Here is a 25,903-nt window from a genome sequence, read left to right on the forward strand (position 1 = left end):
CGGCAATCCCCCTCGCTTCCCCTGCCCCGCCGCTGTCCACCACCTGCCCAAGGAGTCACCATGCACCCATTGACCCTCCAATACCTCGATGACCTGCCGGCCCCGTTCCGCATCGGCCGGTACCTGCGGGAGAAACAGCCACGAGGCACGCCGGTCCAGCTCACCGCCACCGCCGACATCCCGCAGGTGGGTTCACCGCGGGAAGCCGCCGATGCCACCCCGAGCCACCTGGTGGCAGGACGTTCCCGGCAAATCGAACCCGGACGTCGAGGCGATCGCTAATGGCATCCGGACACTCCGAGGCATCGTTCCCGGCGGAATTCGAGGCAATGTTCCACCCGGCGCCGACCGGCCACCTCGTCACCGGCACCGACGCGAACATACTCGCGGCCAATGACACTTTTCTTGACTGGGCGGGCCTGGAACGGGCCGCGGTGCAGGGCACAAGCCTGCTCGACCTGTTTCCCGTGGGCGACAGGATCATGTATGCCACCCATGTCCTGCCCCAACTGGCAACCACCGGCGCCTGCGGCGACCTGGCCCTGGACATCGTGGGCAGCAACGGACATCGCCACCCCGCCCTGGTCTCGGTCACCCGCTCAACACCGACCGAGGGGGAACCGGCCGTGGACCGCATCACCGTGCTCGGCACCGCGTATCGCCGCGGCTATGAGCGTGAGCTTGAGGGCGCCCTGCGCCGTGCCGAGGAAGCCGAAGTCGACACCACCGCCCACCGGAACGCCCTGGCCGAATCCGAGAATGAGCTGCGCATATCCCTGCGGCAAAGCCGCATGAACGAATCCCTGCTCAGAACCATCCTGAACACCGTCGACATCGGCATCGCAGTGGTGGACACCGATGCAAACCCCGTCATGAAAAACAGTCGCTACCAGCGCGACCTGGATCACGCCACACCCAACGGTGCGGGTGGCGGGACGGATTCCGGGCTGCTTGTCTGCGGCCCCGACCGCACCACGCTGGTGTCCCAGGACATTCCGCTGCTGCGGGCCGCACGGGGCGAATCATTTTCCGATTCGCTCATCTGGATCGGCCCGCCCGGCGACCAGCGGGCCTTGAGCGTTTCGGCACGGCCCGTGTCCGAACCCGGTGAATTCACCGGGTCTGTCGTCGCCTATAGCGACGTCACGCGGCTGATCGACGCCGTGGCCGCCAAGGATGACTTCCTCGCCAACGTTTCCCATGAACTACGCACACCCATGACCTCCATCGTCGGATACCTCGACCTGGTCCTGGACGACCCCGACCTTCCCGGGCAGATCGCTGCCCCGCTGAAGGTTGCCCTGCGCAATTCCGAACGTCTGCTGCGGCTGGTCAATGACCTGCTCGCCACCGCCACCGCCGGCAGCGCCATGGCACCACGGGACGTGGATCTGGCCGTGCTCATCCACGACAGCATCTGCTCCGCGGCACTGAGCGCACAGGGCAACAACGTCACGATCACCACCAACATACCGCCCACCCTGCCCGCGGTCCTCGATCCGCTGCGGATCAGCCAGGTCCTGGACAACCTGCTGTCCAATGCCATCAAGTTCTCCCCCGACGGCGGACACGTCGCCGTCTCCGCCCGGCACACGACCGAGCACATCATGGTGGAGATCACCGACACAGGAATCGGCATGACACCGGAGGACCTGCATGAAGCGTTCATCAGGTTCTTCCGCTCCGACATCGTTCGGAAGGCCGCCATCCCCGGAGCCGGCCTGGGACTGCCCATCACAAAGAACATCATCGAAGCCCACCACGGCACCATCACCCTGACCAGCGAACACGGCCACGGCCACGGCACCACCGTCACTCTCACCCTTCCTGCCCCGCAATAGCCCTCCGGGCCCCGGTCTTCCCCCGCCGGGGCCTGGTCCCGTGGCGGGGCCGCAAGGCACCGGCCGGCCCCTCCCGAAACCGTCCGCGGCTCAGGGCACAGACCGCGGAGCCGATCGGGACGGCCGGGCATCCTGGCCATGCGGGGTCCTGCACTTGGCTCTCCCCCGCGCCAACAACGCGGGGCGTGGAACGAAACAGCCACCAAAACCGAGTACACCCTGGGGAAAAACAGGTAGTCGAGACCAAGAATCGAGTATGGCCGACCCGCCCGGTGGCCTTCTTCCGCACCTAGAGTGGACACTACGATTCGGCCATGGGGGCCGCATTTTCAATGTCCTTGGGGGGACTCAATGCTCAATCCGTCGAATCACTCTGTCTTCACCCGCCGGCTGGCCGCCGCCATCGTCGTGCCCGGCATCCTCACCAGCATGCTGCTGTTCGCTCCATCGGCAACAGCAGCCACCGGTTCCACCGGCGCGGCCACAGGCATCTGCACAGGGGTGGTGAACCAGTTGGCCCACCGCGGTACCGTGCAAGAGAACCTGCTCAAGGCGTCCGCCAAGAAGAACGCCGACATCATCGCCCGGCTCCAGGGCGAGCGGACGCAGCTGCAGGCCAACGCCGACAGCCTGAAGGCCCAGATCGCCGAAGCGGAATCAGCCATTTCGGCGCTGGACGCCGCGGCGCTGGACCTCGATGCCCAGCTTAAGACTGCCGGTGAGAACCTCACCGCGCTTCAGGCCAAGCAAGCCACCACCAACGACGCCATTCTCGCCGCGCAAGGCGCGCTCGCGGAGCTGCAGGCGCAAAAGCTGAGCACCGAAAACCAGCTGGCACCGCTGCAGGAAGCAAAAGCGCAGGCCACGGAGGCCGCCGCACAGTTGCAGCAGAACGCCGAGGACGTCGAGGCCCGGATCGGTGCGAAAAAAGCCCAGATCAGCGCCGCGGAGGTCGAACGAACAGCACTCGAGGCCGACGCCACCGCGGCAGCAGAAGCACTTGCGGGGAAAAAGACCGAGATCGCCCAGGCGGAGAGAGAGCTGACGGAACTGTCCGACACGGCAGAAGCTGCCGCAGCCCTCGTTGGCGAGGCACAGAAGGCCGTCGGCGACGCCGTGGCCGAACTGCAGCACCTTGAGGGGGCAGGCACCGCCGCCCAGGCGGAAGTCGACGCCCAGCTGGCCAAGATCGAAGACGCCAAATCGACGCTGGCCGACGTGCAACGACGTGCGGCCGACGCAGCGGCCGCTGTCGATGCCACAAACGCCGCGATCTCCGCAGCCAAGACCGACCTGACTGCGCTGCAGACGGCAGCGCAGGACGCCGCCGATGCACTCGCGGCCAAGAACACGGAGATCGCCGCTGCGCAGGCGCAACTCGATACCTTACGCTCCGCCGCCGCCGACGCTGCCGCGGCGGTCACGGCCAACAACAACAAGCTCGCAACCGTGACGGCGGAAATCGCAGCACTGCAGCAGCAGGTCACCGCGAAGAACGCCGAAATCACGGCCAAGCAAGCCCAGCTTGCGACGGCGCAGCAGGAGCTCGCAGCGCTGACCGCCAGCAAGACACAGCTGGAAGCCGACATCTCAAATCTCACCAAGCAGATCTCGGACACCAAAGGCGACAACGTCGAGAAGGCTCGTCTGCAGGCACTGCGGAAGGCCAAGCAGGACGAACTGGCCGCAGTAAATGCCCAGATCACCAGCAAAAACGCCACGATTGCCGGGTACCAGGGAGACCTGACGACGCTCCAAAACGCGGTCAACACCCTCAATTCCCAACTCCTGTCCAAGCAGCAGGAGAGCAGCGCCCTGCAGCAGCAGGCGGCGCCGCTCCAGGCCTCCCTGACCGCCGCCAACGACGCCGTCTCGACGAAGCAAGCCGAGATCGCCGCCCTCAAGAACCAAATCCCCGCCCTCCAGGCGGCCGTCACCGCAGCCAACGGTGCCGTCACCACCAAGCAAGGCGAGCTCGCGGAGCTGCAGGACGGGCTGCTCACGCTTGAGGCCGCCGCGGCCGACGCCGCGGCTGCCGTCACGGAGCAGCAGCAGGTCCTGGCGGACCTCGAAGCGGCACTGCCGACGCTGACCGAGGGCCTGGCTGCCAGCCAGGAGGCCATCGCCGCCCAGAAGCTTGTCCTCGACGGGCTAAAAGACGATCTGGCCGGCGCCACTGCCGCCAGCACTGCCGCGCAGGCCGCTGTCGACACGAAGGACGCCGAGCTCCAGGGCCTGCAGGGCCAGTTGCCGGACCTCGCGAAGGCGGTAACCGACGACAACGCCGCGGTGGCTGCGAAGCAAGGCGAGATCGCGGCCCTCAATGGCGACATGGACAAGCTGGTGGCGGACCTCACCGGACTCAATAGCCAGATCGCAACGAAGGAAGCCGAAATTCTCGACCTCCAGACGAGGGTGGCTCCGCTGCTGGCGCAGCTAAACGGGCTCAACGGCGAAATCAGCGCCACCGAAAACCAGTTGAAAGACCTGCAGGCACAGCTGACCAGGCTCGACGTCCAGGTTACGAACGCCCAGACGGAGCTCAACACACTTCAGGCGAAGAAGGGCGCAAACAAGGACGCCATTGCAGCACAGAAGAAAACCGTCATCGGCCTGCAGGATCAGCTCGGCACCGTCCAGAACCAGATCCGGGCTATCGACGGACAGATAGCACTTGGGGGATGCGTCGCCTGATCGAGCGCCCGACAGGTCCGTCCTGCCGGGCGTCGCCGCCGCGTGAACGGTTCGGGCATGTAGGAAGGGATCGGCACAATCGCCGGTCCCTTCCTACGTGCCCGGCACGGCTGACCATGACAGGTTTGGATGGCCCCGGTAGGACTGCTCTCCCGGGGCCACACGTATCGAAACGCCGGTGATCGACGCAAGGCGGGAATCGCCCGCTGGTCAGGATCCTCTCCCCCGGATCCCATCCATCGGTGGCCCGCATGTACCCATCGGCGCCTTCACACTGCGTGTTGGGCCAGCGGGGTGAGCGCGTTCAAGGGCGCCGACCTGGACCAGCCGGTGGTGCTCGGCTTGTCGAACCGTCATCGCGTCGAGCGGGGCGGGCGCGCTGAGGGGGGGTAGGCACGTGCCCGTCGCCCGCCTAGGGTGGGAAGTGGACGAAAGGAGCACTTCATGAAGAAAATCCTCATGGTTCTGACCAGCGTTTCCGAGATCGGCGATACGGGAGAGAAGACCGGCTACAACGTAGCCGAGGCTGCACATCCCTGGAAGGTCTTCAAGGATTCCGGGCATTTCGTCGACTTCGCGTCCATCAAGGGCGGCCAGCCCCCACAAGGCAAGGTGGATTCGGAAGATCCCATCCAGGTTGCCTTCACCCAGGACGAGGCAACGCGCGCCGGCCTCTACAACACGGCCCGCGTCGACGTCGTTGATCCCGGCCAATACGACGCCGTCTACCTCGTGGGAGGCCACGGCACCATGTGGGACTTCCCGGACAGCGAAGGCCTGCAGAAGCTGGTGGCCAGCATCTACAACAAGGGAGGCGTGGTGGGAGCGGTCTGCCACGGACCTGCAGGCCTGGTGAACGTGGAATTGGCGAACGGGTTCCGCCTCGTCGAGGGCCGGAGGGTGGCTGCCTTCACCAACGACGAAGAGGTTGCCGCGGGGAAGGACAAAGCCATCCCGTTCTTCCTGGCGGACCGACTGGAGGAACAGGGCGCCACCCACGTGTCCGCGGATAACTGGGCGGAGAACGTCGTGGTGGACGAACGCCTGGTGACCGGCCAGAACCCCGCCTCCGCGGCCCGCGTGGCCAAGGAAATGGAAAAGCTGCTGGCGGAGGTCATCCACCAGGAGAAGGCCGAGGAGCATGACGAGGCCGAGGCCCTGCGTGCCGAGAAGGACGCCGAAAAGGCCGCCAAGAAAGCCGCCGAAGCGCACACCGAGCACTGACGCCGCCAACGCATAAGATGGATGGCCGCCCCAGGAAACGGGCGGCCATCCGGGCGTCGTTTCCTCCACGATCAAAATAAATCCCCCATTCCATCCCGGGACGTGGGTGACACCAGCGGCATGATCCTTAGGGCGGACTCACCGGCATGGATGCAACTGAAGCGATAACCACCCAAAGCTCCACCATTGAGGAATGGACGAGGGCCTTGGAGGAGGCCACCGGCTCGCCGGGCGGGGGTGCCGGAGCCGGGGTCATGCTGGGCATCGCAGCGTCGCTGATATCGATGGTCGCCGGCTACACCACCGTGGATGAGCCGGAGCGCGCTGAACTTGGCCGCATTCGGTTGCATGCGCAGTCACTACGGAAGACCGCACTCCGACTGGCCGACGCTGACGCGGCAGCATCCCGGGCCTTTGGAGCGGCGTTCCGCCAGGAGCCTGGTCCCGAGCGTGATGCGGCGATAGCCCGGGCATCCGTGGAGGCTGCCAAGGCATCCGCCGTGCTCGGCCAACACGCGCAGCAAGCCATCGAGCCGCTGGCGTGGCTGGCCGTCAACGGGAATCCCGCGCTTATCGCCGATGTCGTCGTTGCGTTCGGCGCGCTCAGGGCCACGGCGGCAGGCGCGCGCACCAATGTCAGTTACGACCTCGCTGCCCTGACCTCCGGTGGCAACACCTTGGATCAGGTCCGTGAACAGCATCCGGTCCTCTGGAAAACTGTCGGCGACTTCAACACGGCGCTGGATCGCATCGATGTCCTCACCTCGGAGATCGACCACCGTGCCGCTCCGACCGACGGCGTGGAATGTAACGGCCAACATCGAGCGAGCTCCCACCGCCAGACGCGGGTGACGGACAAGACGGATTCGTGACGCCCCCGTGGCATCACCAATTTCAAACCGTCATGATAGCTGCGTACGCTTTGGGTCTTAGTCATGTAGTTAGCTGCATGCCACTCACACGTTCCATTGGGGGAATCAATATGTTCAAGTCAGCATTGCGTCGAGGCACAGGCCTCGGCATCGCCGCAGCGTTTGCCATCGGCCTGCTTGCGACGGCCACGCCGGCCCAGGCCAGCGAACGTCCCATCGACATCACCGGCTATAAGGTCTCGAACATCACCGTTTCAGACTCGAATTGCCGGAACCTCACCGTCACTGCCTCCACCAAGGTGAAGTCGGACTTTGTCGACTCCTTCGGGTCAGTTGATGTCACCCGAAATGGTGGATTGGTCAGCATGCTCTGGTTTGAAGGGCGCAAAATCACCGATCGTGCCATGATTTGCCCGTCGTTTCAGGGCCTTGGCACCTACAAGGTGGGGTCTGCCGACCTCAATGCGGAGTACGAGTACTACGATAGCTACTTCGATGACTACATGTCCGACTACAGCTCGTATACGGACAACACCAGCAAGAAGTTCTACGTCCGCGGAAAGACCAAGAGCACACTAACCGCCAAGCGTTCTGGCTCCAAGGTCACCCTGACGGCCAAGGCCCAGGTCTACGCACCGGACAAGTACCGCTACACGCAGTACAACGCAAAGGGCGCCAAGCTGCAGGTGAAATCCGGCAAGACGTGGAAGACCCTCAAGACTGCCAACCTGTCCAAGGGCAAGGCCACTGTCACCATCAAGCAGTCGAGGAAGAAGACCTACCGTTTGCATGTCCCGACCGCCACCTGGGCAACGTCAACGACCACGAAGAGCGTCTCGAAGTAGTTCGCTCGTTCGCGGGTCCGGGAACCCCGGTTCCCGGACCCGCGGCGCATGGCGCATGGCGCATGGCGCATGGCCCCACGATTCCGGCCTCGTGGCCCGAATCAGTACAAACAAATTCACCGGTTCCCTTGATGGGAACCGGTGAATTTTTGGTTAAGCGAACGGCCCATTCGTCAGGCGTTCGACCGCACTCGTTGGTCCGGCGCGCACACCTGGCCCAGGACGAGGCCCTGGCATTCCCCTGGGCGCTTTCCGCCGTCCTGCGGCCTCCTGGTTCGGCCACCTCTCCTTCACCTCGCGGCAAACTTCAGTCTGCCTGGCCCACGTAGTCTCCCTAAGCGGCGGATCCCGATATCGGTCTGCGTCCTTCCACGCCACCCTGCGCTTCGCGGGACTGCGATTTCTTCCTAAGGAGTTCACCTTTGTGTGACAACCATCCGCATCACGCCCAGCCAGCAACAGACGCTTTGCTCGTCGAAACCGCGGACCGCGAACTCGCGGGCTTCGGCACCAGCCGGCGCCTGGTACTCGCCGCTGGCGCCGCGCTGCTCGGGGCCGCCGCCTGGGGCACAGCGCAAGCAAGTCCGGCGCAGGCGAAGTCCGGAGGCTTCGGCAGTGGGGCCAAACGCAACGACCCGAAGCTGACCTGGCTGGTCGGCGACCACCACGTGCACACGCAATACAGCCACGACGCCAAATACAAGATTACGCAGCAACTCGACGCCGCCCGCCGCTACGGGGTGGACTGGTTGGCGTTCACGGAGCACAGCAACTTCGGGCACGCCAACCACGGCGGCGCCGTAAACTCCAACCGCGAAATCGCCGCGCAGCGCGCCTCCCGGGACGACATCCTGATCTTCCAGGGCATCGAGTGGTACATCCCCGCGGCCGAACACTGCTCGGTGCTGGTGGTGCCGGGCCCCAACGAGATGGCGGTGCTGCGAACCTTTGAGTTGGTGTGGGACGGCAAGCTCAACGGCTGGGAAAAACCCAGCAGTGCGGCAGAGGCCTCGCTGTGGGAAGCGAAGGCACGGCAGGCCATCGCCTGGATGGGTGAGCAGCGCCGCAGCGGCTACATCGAGGACGCGGTCATCCTTGCGAACCATCCCATGCGCCTGGGCATTGACTCGCCCCACGAGCTGCGCGGGTGGCGCGACGCTGACCCGGAGGTCATGATCGGCATGGAAGGCGCCCCCGGCGCCCAGGGGTCCGGCGTCGGCACCAACGGAGGCCCGGGCGACCAGCGCGGCGAATACACCAACCGTCCCCGCCCCGATTCATGGCCGGGGTACCGGGAAGACCAGTACCTCCCGTACGGCGGCTTCGACTGGGTCACGGCAACGGTGGGCGGCGTCTGGGACTCGATGCTGGCCGAGGGCAAGCCCTTCTTCATCACCAGCAACTCGGACAACCACCTCACGGTTCGCGACACCCAGCGGATCGGCGACTACCCGCAGACCGAGCCCTACACCTCGCTGGGGAGCGAGTTCGAGAAGTGGTCGGTTGAGGGCAAACGCCCGGACCCGGTGGACACCGGGGTCCCGCAGGGCGGTTCCGATTACTGGCCCGGCCAGTTCAGCCGCACCCACACCGGCGTCACCGGCCGCGGCTACGCCGAGGTCCTCGAGGCGATGCGCCAGGGCCGCATGTGGGTGGACCACGGGCACCTGCTTGCCGGTCTGGACGTGCGCGTCAAGCCGGTGGGGTTCGCCGGGCCCGGCGTGACACTGGGAGCACGGACCGCGGTGAACCGCGGCACCGACCTCGAAGTCTCCATCACGGTGACGACCACCGACTACGCCAACGCCGCAGGCATCGTCCCGAACCTCGCGTTCCTCGATATCATCGGCGGGCCGGTGACCGGCCCGGTCGCCGACCCCGACGAGCTGCGGGCGCCGCAGACCCGGGTCCTGCACACGTTCAACACCACCGGACGCCGCGGCACCTTCACCCTGCGCCACGTGTTCAAGGACGTTCAGGAATCCTTCTACGTGCGCTTCCGCGGCGGAGACGGCAACCGCACCGGCGCGGGCTACCACGGCTCCGCAATCGACCCGCACGGTCCCCAGGCGCATGGCAACAATCCCGGAGACGCGGATCCATGGGCCGACACCTGGTTCTACGCAAACCCCGTGCTCATAGAGGTCCGCTAGGGCAGACTGCCGACCGGGAATTGGACCGCCGAGCATGGTCCAGTCCCCGGGTCGGCGGGTTGGCGGTGCCTCTGTTTTTGCTCAGGCGACAACAAATTCGGCCCGCAAACCGCAATTGGCCAATTCATTAATGCGAGTTCACTGCCACTCCGCCTTTAGGCGGTTCTCAGCCCTGCGTGACGTTCAGTGGGAACTCGATGAAACCGGAGTCCTCCACGGAGACGAAGCCCAGGTTCGGCGGCCGTCGAGCCGCTGGCTATGCTGGGTGGATGGCGACAGTTATTCTCTTGCGGCACGGCCGCACCAATGCCAATGCCGCTGGACTGCTGGCCGGTCGGGCAGCGGGCATCAGTCTGGACCAAATCGGGATCGACCAGGCGGCTCGGGCCGGAGACCGGCTCGCGGCCGTGCCCTTGGTCGCCGTGGTATCCAGCCCCCTGGAGCGTTGCCGGCAGACCGCCCAGTTCGTCCTCGAACGCCAGGCCGGCATCCCGTACGCGCCGGTCGAACCGGATCTCATCGAGTGCGATTACGGTCAGTGGCAGGGCCGCACGCTCGATGATCTCGCGACCGAGAATCTCTGGTCGGTTGTGCAGTCGCAACCGTCCGCCGTCACCTTTCCCGGCGGAGAATCCATGGCCGCAATGCAGGCCCGTTCGGTGGCAGCGATTCGACGCCACGATGCAGCCTTCGAAGCAGAGTACGGGCCAGGGGCAGTATGGGCTGCGGTGACCCACGGTGACCTCATCAAGTCAATCCTCGCCGACGCACTTGGCATGCACCTTGATCTGTTCCAGCGCATCAATGTGGGCCCAGCCTCCGTGTCCATCGTGCGCTATGGCGCCACCCGGCCGACCGTCTACGCGACCAACACCGACGCCGGGGATCTTGCGTGGCTGGCGAACAGCATCCCCTCTGGCGACGCACCGGTGGGCGGCGGGGCAGGGCAGGAAGCGCCACGAACCTCAGGAGCCTAAGATGGTTACATGCCTACACGTGTTCACGAGTTCATCTGGCCTGATCGGGTCATCGTCGGCACCATGGGCCTGGCGGGGTCGCGCACCTTCTACCTGCAGGTGCGCGCGGGGACGCAGATCGTCAGTATTGCCTTTGAGAAGCAGCAGGCGGCTCTGCTTTCCGAGAAGGTCGATGAAATTCTCGACCAGCTTATGGCCCTTGAAGGCAACCCCTTCAGCGTTCCCAGGAGCACGCCCATTGAACTGGTCGACAACGACCAGCTCGAGGCCGTCCAGGAACAGTTTCGGTCCGGAGCCATGGGCCTGGGTTGGGACCCCACGACGGCTCAGGTCGTCATCAAGGCCTTCCCGATCACTGATGTCGATGACAACGATGACGAAGACGTCGAATCGCCTGATGGGATTGACCCCAACGCGGACGAAATGCTGCTGGTGAGCATGCCGGTAGGCTCCGCCCGGGCATTCGCCAAGCGCACCCGCGAGGTCGTGGCTGCCGGGCGTCCGATGTGCCTGCTCTGCGGCTACCCCATGGACGCCGACGGACACACCTGCACCCTTCCCGAGAACTGATGCCGGCGCCCGACCTGGCAAACGCGGAGCTGACGCTCACCGGCCGCATCACCACGGCTTCAAACGCCACATTCATGGGCAGCATCGGCGACGCGGTGGTCGTCTACAAGCCAATGGCAGGTGAACAGCCGCTGTGGGATTTTCCCAACGGTGCCCTGGCCCACCGGGAGCTGGCCGCCTACCTGGTCTCGCAGGCCCTGGGCTGGAACGTCGTGCCGCACACCTGGCTGCGCGACGGCCCGCTGGGTGAAGGAATGGTGCAGCTCTGGCAGGAGCAAGATCCCGCCCAGAATGCCGTGGACCTGGTGATTGCGGACGACGTGCCGCAAACGGACTGGAAGCATGTTCTTGAGGGCCGGGATGAGGAGGGGCGGATAGTCGCCCTCGTCCATGAAGACTCGCAGGCACTCAGACGCATGGCCGTCTTCGACGTGGTCATCAACAATGCCGACCGCAAAGGCAACCACGTTCTTGCCATGGGGGACGGACATCGGTACGGCGTGGACCATGGGCTCACTTTTCACAGTGACCACAAGCTGCGGACGGTGCTGTGGGGTTGGATGGGAGCCGCCCTGAGCGCAGAGGAACTCGACGGAGTGGACCGTGTCAATCAAGGACTGCACGGCCAGCTGGGACGCGACCTGGCGCACTTGCTCAGCGCCGAAGAAATCTCCGCGCTCGGCGCACGTTGCACGCGGTTGCGCTTGGCCCGGCGGTTTCCGGCTCCGAGCGGTGGGATGCCGGCGGTGCCCTGGCCGCTGTTCTAGGGAAAGGACAGTTGCCGGCGGGATCAAGCGCCTGTCGTCATACAGACGCCGCCCATGGGCAACATCGATATCCCGACGAGCGGGGAAATCCGCAACCGAAGGCCACACCGACAGACAGCGCGACTCCCCCCACTGTCATCCACTGCGGCGCACAACACACGCCGAGGGCACCAAACAGGTCCGGGCCCTGCCGGATAAATATGCTGATTGCCCGATCCCGGAGATCAAGCGGCTCGGCACGACACCGAAGAAGTGACACCCGGAATGAACGGTGCTGGAGCACTGGCTGGAAAATGCGTCCCGTGTGCGGACAGCAGACTTTCCTTGGTACCCCCGGTCACGGGGCGGGATCGACGTTGTCCTTCCCCGGCCGATACCCGGCGATTTCTGCCCTGATGTCGCCCTCCTCGTGTCCGCCCTTCGTCTTGCCCATCGGCAGCGCCTTGATCAGCGGGCGCACAATGGCCATGACGACACTTCCCCAGATGATTCCGAGGATGGCCGAGCACAGGGTGTTCACGAGCCAGGCCAGGAAGCCGCCCATTGCGGGGATCTCGACGAAAGGCGTCTCGAGGACATGGACCAGGTCGTAGGGAGCATGCCACCCGAGGTCGTATGCGCCTTGCAGCATGATATGGCCACCTACCCACAACATGGCGATCGTCCCGACAAAGGTGATTGCGGCCAGCACGGCGGGCATGCCCTTGACCAGCAGCTCGCCGAAGCGTTTTGCGCCCGCGGAGTCCTTGGTGGCCAGGTGCAGGCCGATGTCGTCCATCTTCACAATCAGCCCCACGGCCCCGTACACGAGCACCGTGATGGCGAGCGCCACGACGACCAGGATGATGGCTCGCGAGAGCAGGGACTCGGTGGCCACCTCGTTCATGGAGATCACCATGATCTCGCAGGAGAGGATGAAGTCGGTGGTGATGGCGCCCTTGATGACCTTGGCCTCCGCCGACGGGCCGCGGTCGACCGCCGGGGATTTTTCCGCCTCATGGTGTCCGCGGAGCTTGTGCCACACCTTTTCGGCGCCCTCGTAGCAGAGGTAGGTGCCACCGGCCATGAGGATGAACGGAATGATCCCCGGGAGGAATGCGCTGATCAGCAACAGCGCCGGCAGGATGACCAGCAGCTTGTTGCGCAGCGAACCCCAAAAGATCTTCTTGATCATTGGCAGTTCACGGGAGGGGTCGGCACCGGAAACGTACTGCGGGGTGACGGCGGCATCGTCGATGACCACCCCGGCTGCCTTGGCTCCCGCCTTCGCGGCGCCGGCGGCGACGTCGTCCACCGAGGCGGCCGCGATGCGGGCCAGGGCCGCGACATCGTCCAGCAGGGCGACGAGGCCGCCGCTCACAGAGCACCCCGGTGCTGATCGAGGGCGGACGGCTGAGCGTGGAAGCCTCGGTCAAGGCGCATATTTGGCATGTTCCGAGTATATGGCGGCGAATAGAACACCGGCGACGAGGGAAACGGGAGTCGGCAGCACAGGAAAGGCTGACCGTCGAAAGTTTCCCGACCCGCCGCAGGGGATGCCGGTGGGCGAAAACTGACAGCGTTCGATGGCCGAAAACCAATTTGTTGAACCCCAACACGGCAAGTTCGAAGACCATGGCCCGACGGCTTCACTGACTTTCCGTCAGTGACGGTCCTAGCTGACCAAACACTAGTGCGGTGCGCTCCCCATCGTTTTCCGGCCGTTCTCAGCCCCGCGCGACATTCAGCGAGAACTCGATGAAGCCCGAGTCCTCCACGGCGACGAACCCGAGGTTCGGCGCCTCGACACCGAATTCCGCCCAGGTCATCGGGATCTGGCCGACCAACTGTGCCGAGCCGTCGGCCAACACGCCCTGGACGTTGGCATCCACGGAAACCGTCTGGCCGTTGAGGGTGAGGTCGCCGGTGATGGCGAAGCTCTGCGTGTCACCCTCAAGCGCCCCCGACACATCAACGGGTTCGGTCAGCGTGAACGTTGCCTCGGGGTACTGCGAGGTGTCGATGGCCGTCGTGCGGAAGTACTGGTCGCGGCGATCGGAGTCCGTGCTGATGGTGTCCACCGACAGCTCGATGTCCGCGGCCGTCAGCCGGTCGTCCTCGACGGTCAGGGAACCGCTCACGTCCTCGGTGCGTCCCGTAACGGTCACGTCGGCTCCGTTGAGGACTTCATCCAGCCGGTATCCGGCGAAAGACCCGGCACCGACGGTCCAGGTGCCGGAGTGGTCCTCGGCTGCCGTTGCGGCTCCGCTCTCCCCCGTCGCTTTCGACGCTTCGCCGGTCGGCGTTGCCGACAAGGTCGGAACGGCCTCGGCCCGGGCGGAAACGGTGGCCGCATAGATGCGGCTGCCCACGAAGATGCCCGCAACAACGATTGCCGCCACCAGGGCGATGATCCATATCAAGCGCTTGTTCTTCGGGCGAGCGGGTGCCGGCTGGTCGGTCATGGGTTCTCCTGATCGATCGCGCCGATTCGCGGCGAAATTTTTACTTGATCCTCGAATTATTTTACCGCGTTCGACGTCCCCTGCCGAAAAGTGCGCCCATCCCGCGAAGTTCACCAAAAATACACAGGCCACAAACAGACTGCCGCGGAACCCTGGCCCCGGCACCGCCGCCCTCCGGGCAAAAAAATTCCCCGGTGCCCTGTGACGGGAACCGGGGAATCTCAATCAAACCTAGTGCTAACGACTAGCGACGGAGGCCGAGGCGCTCGATCAGCGTACGGTAACGCTCGATGTCGGTGCCCTTGAGGTATGCAAGCATACGACGACGACGACCAACCAGGGCCATCAGGCCGCGGCGGGTGTGGTGGTCATGCTTGTGCATCTTCAGGTGCTCCGTCAGATCCAGGATGCGACGTGACATCACGGCGACCTGAACCTCGGGTGAACCGGTATCGCCTTCGCTGGTGGCGTAGGCCTTCATGATTTCCTGCTTGATAGCGGCGTCTAATGCCACAATAACTCCTAGAGTTGTACCGCGTTTCAAAAACACCGTTTCCGGCAGGTGCGCTCGCAACCGCGGACTGCAGCGGGCACCGTCGTCAAGTCTAGCAAACGGATGTGCACCCCGGCACGCGTGGAGACGCAGAGCACAGGCACCGCAGCCTGCAGGCACCGATTCACACCATGCCGCCGCATGCGATGATCCGGACGATTCCTGTCGACTTGCCTGGCTTCTCTGGCCACCGGCCCCTTGGATGCCTAGGGTGAAGGCATGGAAGCAAGGCCAAGGGATCCACAATCCGGCGATCGGGCTGCACCCGAGCCCAAGGGACGAAACATGGATCCCTCTCGGGACAACGCCGTGCCCCGAGCCCCGATTGGCCCGGGCCGGTAGCCATGCAGGCCTCCGACGAATTCAGCGAAGGTCAACTCAATCCCGCCAACGCACCGATCCCCGGTGTCGACAAACCATCGGGCGGACTGATCGCCAACCTCCCGCCGGCTTCCTTTTCCTTTGTGATGGCCACCGGAATAGTCTCGACCGGCCTGGACCTCTACGGCGCAACCTTGCTGGCGCTGATACTTTTCATCATTGCCGTTCTCGCCGGCATCGTGCTCGCCGCAGCGACCCTGATGCGATTGATCGGGTCGTTCGCCCTGGTGATGCGCGATGTCCGCAGTCCCGGTCGCGCCTTCGGGTTCTTCACGATCGTGGCCGCCGCCAACGTGCTTGGCTCGCGATTTGAGATGTACGGCTGGATCACGACGGCCATGGCGATGGCCATCTTGGGCGCCGTCGTGTGGCTGGTGCTCAACTACACGTTGCCAACGGAGTTGCTGGTCGCGGAGCGCAAAAACCCCATGATCGCGGAAATCAACGGCAGCTGGTTCCTGTGGGTGGTGGGAACCCAGTCCGTTGCCGTGGCGGCAGCCATGGTGGCCCTCCTGGGCGGGTCGGCGCTGCTGGGTGCCGCTGCCGTCGGGCTGTGGGGCGTCGGGGTGATGCTCTACCTGATAGTGGCCACCCTTGTCACGATACGGCTGCTCACCCACCCCGTGGACCCGGCGTCCCTGAGCCCCACCTACTGGATCTACATGGGTGCCACGGCCATCTCCGTGCTGGCCGGATCGCGGATCCTGCTGCTTCCCGCCACGATGCCCATCATGGAAACAGCGGCGCCGGCCGTTGCCGGAATCAGCTTCATCCTGTGGGCCCTGGGCCTGTGGTGGATCCCGCTGCTGCTGCTCTTCGGGATCTGGCGGCACGGGCTGCGGCACCGGCCCTTGCGCTATGAAATCAGCCTGTGGAGCATCGTCTTCCCGCTGGGCATGTATGCCAGCGCCAGCATGCTCTTTGGCGGTGTCGAGGAACTGGACTTCATGGTGGGCCTTGGCCGGATCATCATTTGGGTGGCGCTGCTCGCCTGGCTGGCATCCTCCCTCGCCATGGCCCATGCGGCATTCTCCTGGTTGCGCCGTCGCCGAAACCTCCGTGGAACGCGGCAGGGCCCTTCCACGCCCTGAAATCGTTGGCCGGAGCCCCGGGACAGGACATGGTTCGCGCGCTGCCTGATTCACTTTCGGCGGCGCGGGATCGTATCGACCTTGTCCCACCCGCGCCGGTGCGCCCGCGACCCCTCGTGGGCGTCACGGCTGCGATACAGGACATAGGGGCGGAAGAGATAGCCCACCGGCGCGGTGAACACGTGCACCAAGCGGGTGAAGGGCCACAGTGCGAACAGCGCGATGGCGGCAACCGCGTGGAACTGGAAGCTCAGCGGGGCACCGACCATCAACTCCGGCTGCGGGTTGAAGTAGAAGATGCTGCGGAACCAGACCGACACCCCCTCCCGGTAGTTGTAGTCCCCCGCCACCCCGGAGGCGGTGTTCACCAGTCCGCCCAGGATCACGATTCCGAGCATGAGGTACATGATCTTGTCCATCACGGTGGTTGCCCCCATCACCGCCTTGGTGAAGCGGCGCCGGTAGACCAGTCCGAGGAATCCGACAATGGTGAAGACCCCGGCAACGGCGCCCACCGAGATGGCCATGAAGTGGTACAGCCCATCCGAAACGCCCATGGCATCCGTCCAGCTCTTGGGAATGCCAAGGCCCATGACATGGCCAAGGAAGACGGCCAGGATGCCGAAGTGGAACATCGGGTTGGCCCAGCGCAGGATGCTGCTCTCGTACATCTGGCTCGAACGCGAGGTCCACCCGAACTTGTCATGGCGGTATCGCCAGATATGCCCCAGGACAAAGACCGTCAGGCAGATGTAGGGGAAAATCAGCCACAGGAACACATCCCATCCGTTGCCCATCACACGCCTCCTTGAATCGGTGCCAAATCCGGCATTCCATAGGTGTCCAGTCCAACCTGTTCGTCCGCGGGTCCTTCGTCAATCAGCCGCGCCACGATTTCGTGGTCCGTGCCCTTCAGCGCCGGGAGGGTCGCGCAGACCGATTCGATGGCCCCCGACCATGGTGAGCCGGTCTCGCGCAGGTGAAGGCGAAGCAGCTCCAGGCCGGCCCGGTTGTCCAGGATGATCTTCAGCCCCGCCTTGGCATCGGTGAGCGCGCCGAACTCCAGGACCACGCACAGGTGGTCCGGCAGTTGCTCCGGGGCCAGCTCTAGGCCGGCCCGGGCATAGACCTGCTTGATGCGCAGCAGCGCCAGCCCCCGCTTCCGGGTCTCGCCATTGGAGAAGTAGGTCAGGAACAGGCAGCCGCGCCGACGCGTGTCGAAGGTGTCAACGTATTGGCTTTGTGTGTCCGCCACCCCGGGCCGGCGCAGGAATTGAATCGTTTCCAGCAGGCCCGACCCGATCTTCACCGGCAGGGATGCTGCGACCTCGTCAAGCAGGTCCAGGCGCGAGAGCAGCAGCTCGTCGGGATAGTCCAGCAGGATGGAGGCGCACTGCCAGGCCGCGGTGATTTCGTCCCGGGAGTATTTCAGGGCCGGCACCTTGGGCGTCACGGGGCGGCTCCCGGGGCAGGTGGCGTGCCGGGGAACAGCCCCGTGGGTGTGCCCTGGCCGTTCCAGTTCAGCAGGTTGATGCGCACCCCTTCGGGGCGACCCGGGACATCCGGTCCCCCGGCCCCGGGGTTGTCACCAAAAGAATCATCCATCCCGCCCATGCCCGGTCCTCCCTCGACATTCAGCGAACAGTCCGTGGCGATGTTCTCCAGCTTGTGGGCGTCCTCGTAGTGGGCCGCCGGGATCACGTAGCGTTCCTCGTACTTGGCGATGGCCAGCAGCCGGTACATGTCCTGGATTTGCTGCCCGGTCATCCCCACCGATTCGGCGATCGATTCGTTGGGTTCCCATCCCATGTTGATGTCGCGCATGTACGAGCGCATGGCCGCAAGCTTGTGCAGGACGCGGTCCACCGGCACCGTGTCCCCCGCGGTGAAGAGCCCGGCCAGGTACTCGATCGGGATCCGCAGCTTGTCAATGGCCGCAAACAAGTTGTCCTTCCGCTCCGGGTCTTCCCCGGTCTCGCCGACCGCATCCACGACCGGGGAGAGCGGGGGGATGTACCAGACCATCGGCATGGTGCGGTATTCGGGGTGCAGCGGCAGGGCCACCTTGTATTCGTTGATCAATGCCCAGATCGGCGAGCGCTGGGCCGCTTCCACCCAGTCATCCGGAATGCCGGCCAGCCTCGCTTCGCGGATGACCTCCGGATCCCGGGGATCCAGGAACACGCTGCGCTGGGCCTCGTAGAGACCGTGTTCGTCCGTGGTGGATGCCGCCTCCAATACCTTGTCCGCGTCGTAGAGCATCAGCCCGAGGTAGCGCAGGCGCCCCACGCAGGTCTCCGAGCAGATGGTGGGCTGGCCGATCTCGATGCGCGGGTAGCAGAAAGTGCACTTCTCGACCTTGCCGGTCTTGTTGTTGAAATACATCTTCTTGTACGGGCAACCGCCCACACACTGGCGCCAGCCGCGGCAGCGGTCCTGGTCCACCAGGACGATCCCGTCTTCCTCGCGCTTGTAGATGGCCCCGGTGGGGCAGGAGGAGACGCAGGAGGGGTTCAGGCAGTGCTCGCAGATGCGTGGCAGGTAAAACATGAAGGTTTGTTCGTATTCGAACTTGATCTTGTCCCCGATCTGCTTCAGGATCGGGTCGTTGTGCGTGTTCTGGGTCGACCCGGCAAGGTCGTCATCCCAGTTCGAGGACCAGGTGATCTTGGTGTTCTCCCCGGTGAGCAACGACTTGGGCCGTGCCACCGGCATGTGCTTTTGGGCCGGGGCGGTGGTCAGGTTGTCGTAGTCGTAGGTCCAGGGCTCGTAGTAGTCCTTGATGCCCGGCAGGTTGGGGGCCGCGAAGATGGTCATGAGGTTCTTCAGCCGACCGCCGGCCTTGAGCTTGAGCCGGCCGCGCTTGGTCAGCGTCCAGCCACCCTTCCACTTTTCCTGGTCCTCGTAGGTGCGCGGGTATCCCTGCCCGGGCCGGGTCTCCACGTTGTTGAACCAGACGTGCTCGGCTCCTGACCTGTTGCTCCAGACCTGCTTGCAGGTGACCGAACAGGTGTGGCAGCCAATGCACTTGTCCAGGTTCATCACCATGGCCATCTGCGACATGATGCGCATCAGTACTCCACCTTCTGGCTGCGGCGCCGAATCACGGTGACTTCGTCGCGTTGGTTTCCCGTGGGCCCCATGTAGTTGAAGGCGTAGGTCTGTTGGGCATAGCCGCCGATCATGTGCGTGGGCTTGATCATCAGCCGTGTCAGCGAGTTGTGGTTGCCTCCGCGCTGGCCGCTGGTCTCCGAAAGCGGCATGTCGATCAGCCGGTCCTGGGAGTGGTACATGTAGACGGTTCCCTCGGGCATCCGGTGCGAAACGATGGCCCGGGCGGTGACGGTGCCGTTGCGGTTGACCGACTCGATCCATTCGTTGTCCTTCACCCCGATCTTCGCCGCATCGATCGGGCTCATCCAGATCCCCGGCCCGCCCCTGAACAGCGAGAGCATGAGCAGGTTGTCCTGGTACTCGGAGTGGATGGACCATTTGTTGTGCGGCGTCAGGTACCGCACGGTAATGCCCGCCGATGATGTGGACCCGATTGCCGGCTCGTCGAACAGCGCCGTCATGTCCAGGGGAGGCCGGAAGGTGGGAAGGGATTCGCCCAGCTCGGTCATCCAGTCATGGTCCAGGTAGAAGTGCATCCGCCCGGTGAGCGTGTGCCACGGCTTGAGCCGCTCGACGTTGATGGTGAACGGGGAGTACCGCCGTCCCCCGGATTCGGAGCCGGACCATTCCGGCGAGGTGATCACCGGCACCGGCCCACGCTGGGTGTCGGCAAAGGTGATGCGCTTGCCCTCGTGCTCCGAGGCCAAATCGTGCAGCTTGGTGCCGGTGCGCTTCTCCAGCGTCTTGAAGCCCTCGGTCGCCAGGCGCCCGTTGGTGGTGCCCGAGAGCATCAGGATCATCTCGCAGGCCTGGAAGTCCTTGAGGATGTCCGGGCGCCCGTGGGCCAGGCCACCTCGGACAACCCCGTTCTTCTTTTTCAGCTCCTCGATTTCCGGGCCCAGGTCATAGGTGACGCCCTTGGTGGTGGCTCCCAGTGTGTCCAGCAGGGGCCCGACCGATCGCATCTTCTCGCCGATCGCGGTGTAGTCCCGCTCGACCTCGATGATCTTCGGCATGGTGACGCCCGGCTCGGGCTCGCATTCCCCGTATTTCCAGTCCCTGACCTTTCCGTGCGGAGCCGCCATCGCGTCGGGGGTGTCGTGGGTCAGCGGCGCGGCGACCACGTCGGTCTGCGTGCCCAGGTGGCGTTCGGCCAGCTTGCTGAAGACCCGGGAGATCTCCTGCCACGCATCCCAGTCCGTGCGCGCGAGCCAGGGCGGAGAGATGGCGGGGTTGAAGGAGTTCACGAACGGGTGCATGTCCGTGGTGGACAGATCGTATTTCTCATACCAAGTCGCCGCCGGCAGCACGATATCCGAGTGCAGGGTCGAACTGGTCATCCGGAAATCCAGCGTAGTCAGCAAATCAAGCTTGCCGATCGGTGCCTTTTGGTGCCATTTCACGTCCTTGGGCCGGAACTGTTCGGCGGTTTCCTTCGCGGTGATGGTGTGCGAGGCCCCCAGCAGGTGATTCAGGAAGTACTCGTTGCCCTTGGCCGAGGAACCGATCAGGTTCGAGCGCCACAGCGAAAGCACCCGGGGAAAGTTCTCCGGAGCGTCGGGGTCCTCCGCGGCGAAGGCCAGGCGTCCGGCCTTGAGCTCATCGACCACGTAGTCCTTGGCCGATTGCCCTTTTTCCCGGGCCTGGGCGCCGATCACCAGCGGGTTGCGGTCAAAGGTGGGATAGGAGGGCATCCAGCCCAGCCGCGCGGACTGGGCGATGACATCGGCGGTCGTTTTGCCCGCCAGCTGGCCTTTGCCGGTCCGGGCGGTGAGCGCGTCCGCACCGAACTGGTCGTAACGGAACTGGTCGGTGTGCAGGTACCAATAGGCGGTCTGCACCATGTTTCGCGCAGGACGCATCCAATCCAGGCCATTGGCCAGCTGGGTGTATCCGGTCAGCGGACGGACCTTTTCCTGGCCCACGTAGTGTGCCCAGCCGCCACCGTTGACCCCTTGGCATCCGGTGACAGTGGTCATGGTCAAAAACGTGCGGTAGATGGTGTCCGAGTGGAACCAGTGGTTGGTTCCGGCGCCCATCAGGATCATGGACCGGCCCTTGGAATCCTCGGCGTTCTGCGCGAACTCCCGGCCGATCCGTTCGGCGGCAGCCGCCGGGACCCCGGTGATGTTTTCCTGCCAGGCCGGGGTGTACGGGGACTCGGCGTCGTCGTAGCCGGTGGGCCACTGCCCCGGAAGCCCGGGACGCCCCACCCCGTATTGCGCCAGCAGCAAGTCAAATACGGTGGTCACCAACCTGCCGGCGACCCGGCGCGCAGGCACCCCGCGGCGGATGACCCCGATGTTGCCCTGGCCTGCGTCAAAGCGCGGCATGTCCACGCCCACGTTTTCATCCGCATTATCGATCAGCGTGAGCCTCGGGTCGATGTCCCCCAGATCCAGGTTCCACTTGCCCACGCCCGTTTCGCCGTAGCGGTGCCCCAGGGTGCCCGGGGGCACCACGAGTCGATCGGTCACCGCATCCACGAGCACCGCCTTGAAGGCCGCGTTTTCCTCTTCATGGGCGATCTCTGTGGTCAGGTCCTCGGCCGTGAGGAATTTTCCGGCGGTGAACGTGCGCTCCCCGGCCGCATCGCGCGCCTCATCCAGGGTGACCAAAAACGGCAGGTCGGTATATTTCTTTATGTACCCCGTGAAGTAGGGGGTCTGCCGCTCAACGTGGAATTCCTTGAGGATCACATGTCCCATTGCCATGGCCAAGGCGCCGTCGGTGCCCGGTGCGGCGGCCAGCCATTCATCGGCGAACTTGGTGCTGTCGGCAAAGTCTGGGGACACCACGACCACTTTTTGCCCCCGGTAGCGCGCCTCGGTCATCCAGTGCGCGTCGGGGGTCCGGGTCACCGGAACGTTGGATCCCCACATCATGAGGTAGCCGGCATCCCACCAGTCCCCGGATTCGGGCACATCGGTCTGGTCACCGAAAACCTGCGGGGACGCGATCGGCATGTCGGCGTACCAGTCGTAGAAGCTCAGCATCGAACCTCCGATCAGGTTCACGAAGCGGGCCCCGGAGGCGTGGGAGACCATCGACATTGCCGGGATCGGCGAGAATCCGGCAATCCGGTCCGGCCCCCATTTGCGGATGGTGTGCACATGCGCGGCGGCGACGATCTCGACAGCCTCGTCCCAGGATGCGCGCACCAGTCCGCCCTTGCCGCGCGCCCGCTTGTACTTCTGCGCGCGTTCCGGGTCCTCGGTGACATCCGCCCACGCCAGCACAGGATCCTTCAGCCGGGATTTGGCTTCCCGGTACATCTCCAGCAACACCCCGCGGATGTACGGATAACGGGTCCGGGTCGGCGAGTAGGTGTACCAGGAGAAGGAAGCGCCGCGCGGGCAGCCACGCGGCTCGTATTCGGGCTTGTCGGGACCAGTGGTGGGGTAATCGACGGCCTGGGTTTCCCAGGTGATGATGCCGTCCTTGACGTACACGTTCCACGAGCAGGAGCCCGTGCAGTTCACCCCGTGGGTGGAGCGGACAACCTTGTCGTGGCTCCAGCGATCGCGGTAAAACGCGTCCCCGGTACGCCCGCCGACCTTGAGCAGGGAGCGCCCGTCGGGGGACACAACCTCCTTGTTGGTGAAGAATCTTCGGGTCTTGATCAACGCGTCTGTCAATCCGGTGTTCATGCTGGTGCCCATGACGATCCTTCTCCCCCGGCGCTAGAACGCCGGAATGAATCGGTGCGTATGCCCGAACCCACGTGGAGAAAAACAGTGTGACCGGGCCCAGAACCACGAAGTCCCCTCACGGTAACATGGAAGGTTTGAGACCACCATCACACCTCCCTGTCGCCAGGCCCGGCATCCGGCGGTGCATCCGGGCCGAAAATATGCGGCCACCGCCTGGGAAATCGGCTGCAGCAATGCCTTCCCGTTGTCCAGTGCGGAAGGCACAACGATCCCGACGCGCGCCCCTCGCCATGACCCTGCGTCCACGTACCGGCTCAAGGGGACGGCGTTGACAACGGTTCCGGGGGTTCCGGGCACGGACATGGAGATACGACCCATGGGTATCTGCGCGCTATCAACCAACCGATGGACTCACCGGTACCAGGGTGGAGCCCGCAGGCACCAGCGCCGGGTTTGACTCCTGCGACAGCTCCCTCAAACGGCATTTGAGCGACCGCCGCGACAACGCGGACAACACCAGCAAGAAGTTCCAGGTGAAGTCGGGCCAGCGGTCGAAGAACTTGAGAACGGCCAACTTGGAAAAGGCCACGGAATCCCGCACCGTCAAGCAATCAAGAAAGACCTACCGGTTGCAGGTTCCGACCGCTTCCTGGGCAGCGGTAAACACGTCGAAGTCCGTTTCCGGGTGGTGCGTTGCCGCGGGGCGTGGACGCCGTTGCTTCGGACGTCTTCCCCGCGCCCGGTCCTGGCACGGTCCCTGGTCATCGATCGGAAGTTTGGCGGTGGCCGGATGACGCGGCACCCCTCGATGAGTCACGGGTTTCCCCGGCCCCCCTCAAGACAACCAGGGAACCTCCCTCAGTGTCCGCTGCTTCTGGACGACAAGTTCTTTCCAATGGCCGGGCAGGCACCGGCTACGCCGCGCGCAACCTGGCCCGCCAGGCGTGGGTGAGGTACGGCAGCGCGAAAGGCTCCTGCGGCTGGTGACCCAGGTGGTCATATAGGTACCAGGACAGGTTGTGCTCGACCCGCGCCCGGGTCGCGGCTCCTGCACGCAGGTAGTAGCTGCGGGACTTGGCCAGCTCAATGACCTGCTCGCCGCTCAGCAGTTGTTCCCAGGTCCAGGCCCCGGACTCCGGCGCGTGGAACTCCGGGCCCAGGGGCGGGACGAAGTCAGGGCGGTGCACATCCCCTGCATGCATGATTCGCGCCAGGCGGTGCACCCACGACACCGAGACATCGAGCTGGTTCCAGACCAGGGACAATTGCCCGCACGGGCGCAGCACGCGGGCGGCCTCGGCGCTGGCGGCCTTCGGATCGACCCAGTGCCAGGCCTGGGCGTAGGTGATGACATCCGCGCTCGATTCATCGAGCCCGGTGCTTTCCCCGGTCCCTGCGGTGGCCGTGACCTCCGGCAGGCGGCTACGGAGCACCGCGAGCATGTCGTCCGAGGGTTCCACGGCGCCGACCTTCAGCCCGCGGCCCAGCAGTTGCGCGGTGAAGATCCCGGTGCCGGCCCCCACGTCCACGGCATCGCGTGCGGCGGGCGGCACCATGAAGTCCAGTGCCGCATCCGGGTAGTTCGGGCGCACGGCGTCGTAGTGCGCTCCCCCGGCCTTGAACGCGCGGGCCAGCTCCCGGCGCCGCTTGGCGTCCATGGTGAAGGCGCGTGCGGGCAGCCCGGGAACCGGGCGCGGAGTTGCCCCGGTTGGCCCGGGGCCCTTATCAGGCATCAAGCAGGACGGTACGGGTGCGTGCGACGTCCTCGCGCATCTGTTCGATCAGGGCCTCGATGCCCCGGTAGGCCACCATGGGGCGCAGGTGCTCGACGAATTCCACGGCGACCTGCTGGCCGTACAGGTCGAAGTCCTCCACGCCCTCGGCCGGGCGGTCGATCACGTGGGCCTCGACCTGGCGGCTGACGCCCTCGAAGGTCGGGTTCGATCCCACGGAAATGGCTGCCGGCCAGCGCACCTGCGCTTCGTCGACCAGCCAGCCGGCGTACACGCCGTCCGCGGGGATGATGCCCGAGGCGGAGGGGTCGAGGTTTGCGGTGGGGAATCCGAGTTCGCGGCCGCGTGCTGCACCGTGCACTACCTCGCCGCGCATCCGGTGCGGACGGCCCAGGATCTGGGCGGCGGTTGCCACTTCCCCGCGGTTCAGTGCCTCGCGCACCCAGGTCGATGACCAGCGGCGGTGATCGCCCACGTCCTCGACGCCAATGACGTCGAATGCGTATTGCTTGCCCAGCTCTACCATCGCGGCGAAGTCCCCGGTGTTCGCGCGGCCGAAGCGCACGTCGTGGCCAACCACCACGGTGCAGGCGTTCAGCGCGCCAACAATGACCTTGGCAACGAATTCCTCGGCGGTGGCCTGGGCGAAGTCAAGGGTGTAGCGGATCATGAGCAGGCCGTCCAGACCCTCGTCGGCGAGGGTCTCGATGCGGTCCTCGAGTCCCATGATCAGTTCAGGTGCCTCATCGGGGCGGTGCACCTGCGACGGGTGCGGGTCAAAGCTGATGGCAACGGCCTTTGCGTTTCGCGCCTTCGCGGTGGCAACCACCGCGGCGAGCACCTCGCGATGTCCGCGGTGGACGCCGTCGAAGTTGCCGATGGTCACTACCGAGGGGCCAATGCCGGGCGGTACGGCTTCAAGGCCTTTCCAATAGTGCACGTTGCTCCTTCGCTGGTCATCCGGGCGGCCGCTTTGAGACCGGCCATAACC

General features: G+C 65.0%; 21 protein-coding genes. 11 read left to right on the top strand and 10 right to left on the bottom strand.

What is annotated here, in order from left to right:
- Nucleotides 1-60: 60 nt before the first annotated feature.
- The 10 genes from ACLQ7E_RS13015 (at nt 61) to ACLQ7E_RS13060 (ending at nt 11,943) form a co-directional block, all read left to right on the top strand.
- Complete coding sequence (locus ACLQ7E_RS13015) at nt 61-282, top strand: hypothetical protein (protein ID WP_411732999.1); 222 nt, start codon at nt 61-63, stop codon at nt 280-282.
- On the top strand, nt 282-1,841 hold the full coding sequence (locus tag ACLQ7E_RS13020) for an ATP-binding protein (protein ID WP_411733000.1): 1,560 nt from the start codon (nt 282-284) through the stop codon (nt 1,839-1,841). The genes ACLQ7E_RS13015 and ACLQ7E_RS13020 overlap by 1 nt, the downstream gene beginning before the upstream one ends.
- A 351-nt stretch (nt 1,842-2,192) precedes the next feature.
- The gene (locus tag ACLQ7E_RS13025) at nt 2,193-4,535 is read left to right on the top strand and encodes a chromosome segregation ATPase (protein WP_411733001.1); all 2,343 of its coding nucleotides are present in this window, start codon (nt 2,193-2,195) and stop codon (nt 4,533-4,535) included.
- 444 nt (nt 4,536-4,979) lie between these two features.
- A complete protein-coding gene (locus ACLQ7E_RS13030) occupies nt 4,980-5,759 on the top strand; it encodes a type 1 glutamine amidotransferase domain-containing protein (protein ID WP_411733002.1) in 780 nt (259 codons plus the stop codon).
- A 146-nt stretch (nt 5,760-5,905) separates the two neighbouring features.
- Nucleotides 5,906-6,631 (top strand): cyclodeaminase/cyclohydrolase family protein, encoded by a 726-nt coding sequence (locus ACLQ7E_RS13035; RefSeq protein WP_411733003.1) that lies wholly within the window; start codon nt 5,906-5,908, stop codon nt 6,629-6,631.
- A gap of 77 nt (nt 6,632-6,708) precedes the next feature.
- Nucleotides 6,709-7,476 carry a hypothetical protein gene (locus ACLQ7E_RS13040; protein WP_411733004.1) on the top strand — a complete coding sequence of 256 codons (768 nt, stop codon included), beginning with the start codon at nt 6,709-6,711 and terminating at the stop codon, nt 7,474-7,476.
- Between the two features lie 467 nt (nt 7,477-7,943).
- Nucleotides 7,944-9,629: a PHP domain-containing protein gene (locus tag ACLQ7E_RS13045; RefSeq protein WP_411733005.1), complete on the top strand. Its 1,686-nt coding sequence runs from the start codon at nt 7,944-7,946 to the stop codon at nt 9,627-9,629.
- A 269-nt stretch (nt 9,630-9,898) separates the two neighbouring features.
- Complete coding sequence (locus ACLQ7E_RS13050; protein WP_411733006.1) at nt 9,899-10,606, top strand: MSMEG_4193 family putative phosphomutase; 708 nt, start codon at nt 9,899-9,901, stop codon at nt 10,604-10,606.
- Nucleotides 10,607-10,615: 9 nt separating this feature from the next.
- Nucleotides 10,616-11,176 carry a DUF3090 family protein gene (locus tag ACLQ7E_RS13055; RefSeq protein ID WP_411733007.1) on the top strand — a complete coding sequence of 187 codons (561 nt, stop codon included), beginning with the start codon at nt 10,616-10,618 and terminating at the stop codon, nt 11,174-11,176.
- The gene (locus ACLQ7E_RS13060; RefSeq protein ID WP_411733008.1) at nt 11,176-11,943 is read left to right on the top strand and encodes an SCO1664 family protein; all 768 of its coding nucleotides are present in this window, start codon (nt 11,176-11,178) and stop codon (nt 11,941-11,943) included. The genes ACLQ7E_RS13055 and ACLQ7E_RS13060 overlap by 1 nt, the downstream gene beginning before the upstream one ends.
- Before the next feature lie 337 nt (nt 11,944-12,280).
- On the opposite strand, the gene ACLQ7E_RS13065 is transcribed toward ACLQ7E_RS13060, so the two are convergent.
- The 3 genes from ACLQ7E_RS13065 to rpsO form a co-directional block, all read right to left on the bottom strand.
- Nucleotides 12,281-13,303, bottom strand: coding sequence for a DUF808 domain-containing protein (locus ACLQ7E_RS13065; RefSeq protein ID WP_411733009.1), 1,023 nt, complete (start codon nt 13,301-13,303; stop codon nt 12,281-12,283).
- A 346-nt stretch (nt 13,304-13,649) separates the two neighbouring features.
- A complete protein-coding gene (locus tag ACLQ7E_RS13070; protein WP_411733010.1) occupies nt 13,650-14,387 on the bottom strand; it encodes a YceI family protein in 738 nt (245 codons plus the stop codon).
- 244 nt (nt 14,388-14,631) lie between these two features.
- Nucleotides 14,632-14,901, bottom strand: a complete 270-nt coding sequence (gene rpsO, locus ACLQ7E_RS13075; protein ID WP_411733011.1) for a 30S ribosomal protein S15 — start codon at nt 14,899-14,901, stop codon at nt 14,632-14,634.
- A gap of 383 nt (nt 14,902-15,284) precedes the next feature.
- Here rpsO and ACLQ7E_RS13080 point away from each other — a divergent pair, with 383 nt between their 5' ends.
- Nucleotides 15,285-16,412 (top strand): tellurite resistance/C4-dicarboxylate transporter family protein, encoded by a 1,128-nt coding sequence (locus ACLQ7E_RS13080; protein WP_411733012.1) that lies wholly within the window; start codon nt 15,285-15,287, stop codon nt 16,410-16,412.
- Nucleotides 16,413-16,462: 50 nt separating this feature from the next.
- Here ACLQ7E_RS13080 and narI read toward each other — a convergent pair whose 3' ends face one another.
- The 7 genes from narI to ACLQ7E_RS13115 form a co-directional block, all read right to left on the bottom strand.
- Nucleotides 16,463-17,209 carry a respiratory nitrate reductase subunit gamma gene (narI, locus tag ACLQ7E_RS13085; RefSeq protein ID WP_411733013.1) on the bottom strand — a complete coding sequence of 249 codons (747 nt, stop codon included), beginning with the start codon at nt 17,207-17,209 and terminating at the stop codon, nt 16,463-16,465.
- Nucleotides 17,209-17,865, bottom strand: a complete 657-nt coding sequence (narJ, locus tag ACLQ7E_RS13090) for a nitrate reductase molybdenum cofactor assembly chaperone (protein ID WP_411733014.1) — start codon at nt 17,863-17,865, stop codon at nt 17,209-17,211. Before narJ ends, narI begins: the two co-directional genes overlap by 1 nt.
- The gene (gene narH / locus ACLQ7E_RS13095) at nt 17,862-19,484 is read right to left on the bottom strand and encodes a nitrate reductase subunit beta (protein WP_411733015.1); all 1,623 of its coding nucleotides are present in this window, start codon (nt 19,482-19,484) and stop codon (nt 17,862-17,864) included. The genes narJ and narH overlap by 4 nt, the downstream gene beginning before the upstream one ends.
- Entirely contained in the window at nt 19,484-23,188 is a 3,705-nt protein-coding gene (locus ACLQ7E_RS13100) for a nitrate reductase subunit alpha (protein WP_411733016.1), read from the bottom strand. Before ACLQ7E_RS13100 ends, narH begins: the two co-directional genes overlap by 1 nt.
- A 385-nt stretch (nt 23,189-23,573) precedes the next feature.
- Complete coding sequence (locus ACLQ7E_RS13105) at nt 23,574-23,768, bottom strand: hypothetical protein (protein ID WP_411733017.1); 195 nt, start codon at nt 23,766-23,768, stop codon at nt 23,574-23,576.
- Between the two features lie 325 nt (nt 23,769-24,093).
- On the bottom strand, nt 24,094-24,912 hold the full coding sequence (locus ACLQ7E_RS13110; RefSeq protein WP_411733018.1) for a class I SAM-dependent methyltransferase: 819 nt from the start codon (nt 24,910-24,912) through the stop codon (nt 24,094-24,096).
- Nucleotides 24,905-25,852: a bifunctional riboflavin kinase/FAD synthetase gene (locus ACLQ7E_RS13115; RefSeq protein WP_411733019.1), complete on the bottom strand. Its 948-nt coding sequence runs from the start codon at nt 25,850-25,852 to the stop codon at nt 24,905-24,907. The genes ACLQ7E_RS13110 and ACLQ7E_RS13115 overlap by 8 nt, the downstream gene beginning before the upstream one ends.
- Between the last annotated feature and the right edge of the window lie 51 nt (nt 25,853-25,903).

Source organism: Paeniglutamicibacter sp. (assembly GCF_046714615.1).
Taxonomy (GTDB): domain Bacteria; phylum Actinomycetota; class Actinomycetes; order Actinomycetales; family Micrococcaceae; genus Paeniglutamicibacter.

Coding starts and splice junctions, on each gene's coding strand:
- ACLQ7E_RS13035 (WP_411733003.1), top strand. CDS start 5,906: ATGGATGCAACTGAAGCGATAACCACCCAAAGCTCCACCATTGAGGAA.
- ACLQ7E_RS13020 (WP_411733000.1), top strand. CDS start 282: ATGGCATCCGGACACTCCGAGGCATCGTTCCCGGCGGAATTCGAGGCA.
- ACLQ7E_RS13070 (WP_411733010.1), bottom strand. CDS start 14,387: ATGACCGACCAGCCGGCACCCGCTCGCCCGAAGAACAAGCGCTTGATA.
- ACLQ7E_RS13030 (WP_411733002.1), top strand. CDS start 4,980: ATGAAGAAAATCCTCATGGTTCTGACCAGCGTTTCCGAGATCGGCGAT.
- ACLQ7E_RS13100 (WP_411733016.1), bottom strand. CDS start 23,188: ATGGGCACCAGCATGAACACCGGATTGACAGACGCGTTGATCAAGACC.
- ACLQ7E_RS13050 (WP_411733006.1), top strand. CDS start 9,899: ATGGCGACAGTTATTCTCTTGCGGCACGGCCGCACCAATGCCAATGCC.
- ACLQ7E_RS13060 (WP_411733008.1), top strand. CDS start 11,176: ATGCCGGCGCCCGACCTGGCAAACGCGGAGCTGACGCTCACCGGCCGC.
- narI (WP_411733013.1), bottom strand. CDS start 17,209: ATGGGCAACGGATGGGATGTGTTCCTGTGGCTGATTTTCCCCTACATC.
- ACLQ7E_RS13055 (WP_411733007.1), top strand. CDS start 10,616: ATGCCTACACGTGTTCACGAGTTCATCTGGCCTGATCGGGTCATCGTC.
- ACLQ7E_RS13080 (WP_411733012.1), top strand. CDS start 15,285: ATGCAGGCCTCCGACGAATTCAGCGAAGGTCAACTCAATCCCGCCAAC.
- ACLQ7E_RS13040 (WP_411733004.1), top strand. CDS start 6,709: ATGCCACTCACACGTTCCATTGGGGGAATCAATATGTTCAAGTCAGCA.
- narH (WP_411733015.1), bottom strand. CDS start 19,484: ATGCGCATCATGTCGCAGATGGCCATGGTGATGAACCTGGACAAGTGC.
- ACLQ7E_RS13015 (WP_411732999.1), top strand. CDS start 61: ATGCACCCATTGACCCTCCAATACCTCGATGACCTGCCGGCCCCGTTC.
- ACLQ7E_RS13110 (WP_411733018.1), bottom strand. CDS start 24,912: ATGCCTGATAAGGGCCCCGGGCCAACCGGGGCAACTCCGCGCCCGGTT.
- ACLQ7E_RS13025 (WP_411733001.1), top strand. CDS start 2,193: ATGCTCAATCCGTCGAATCACTCTGTCTTCACCCGCCGGCTGGCCGCC.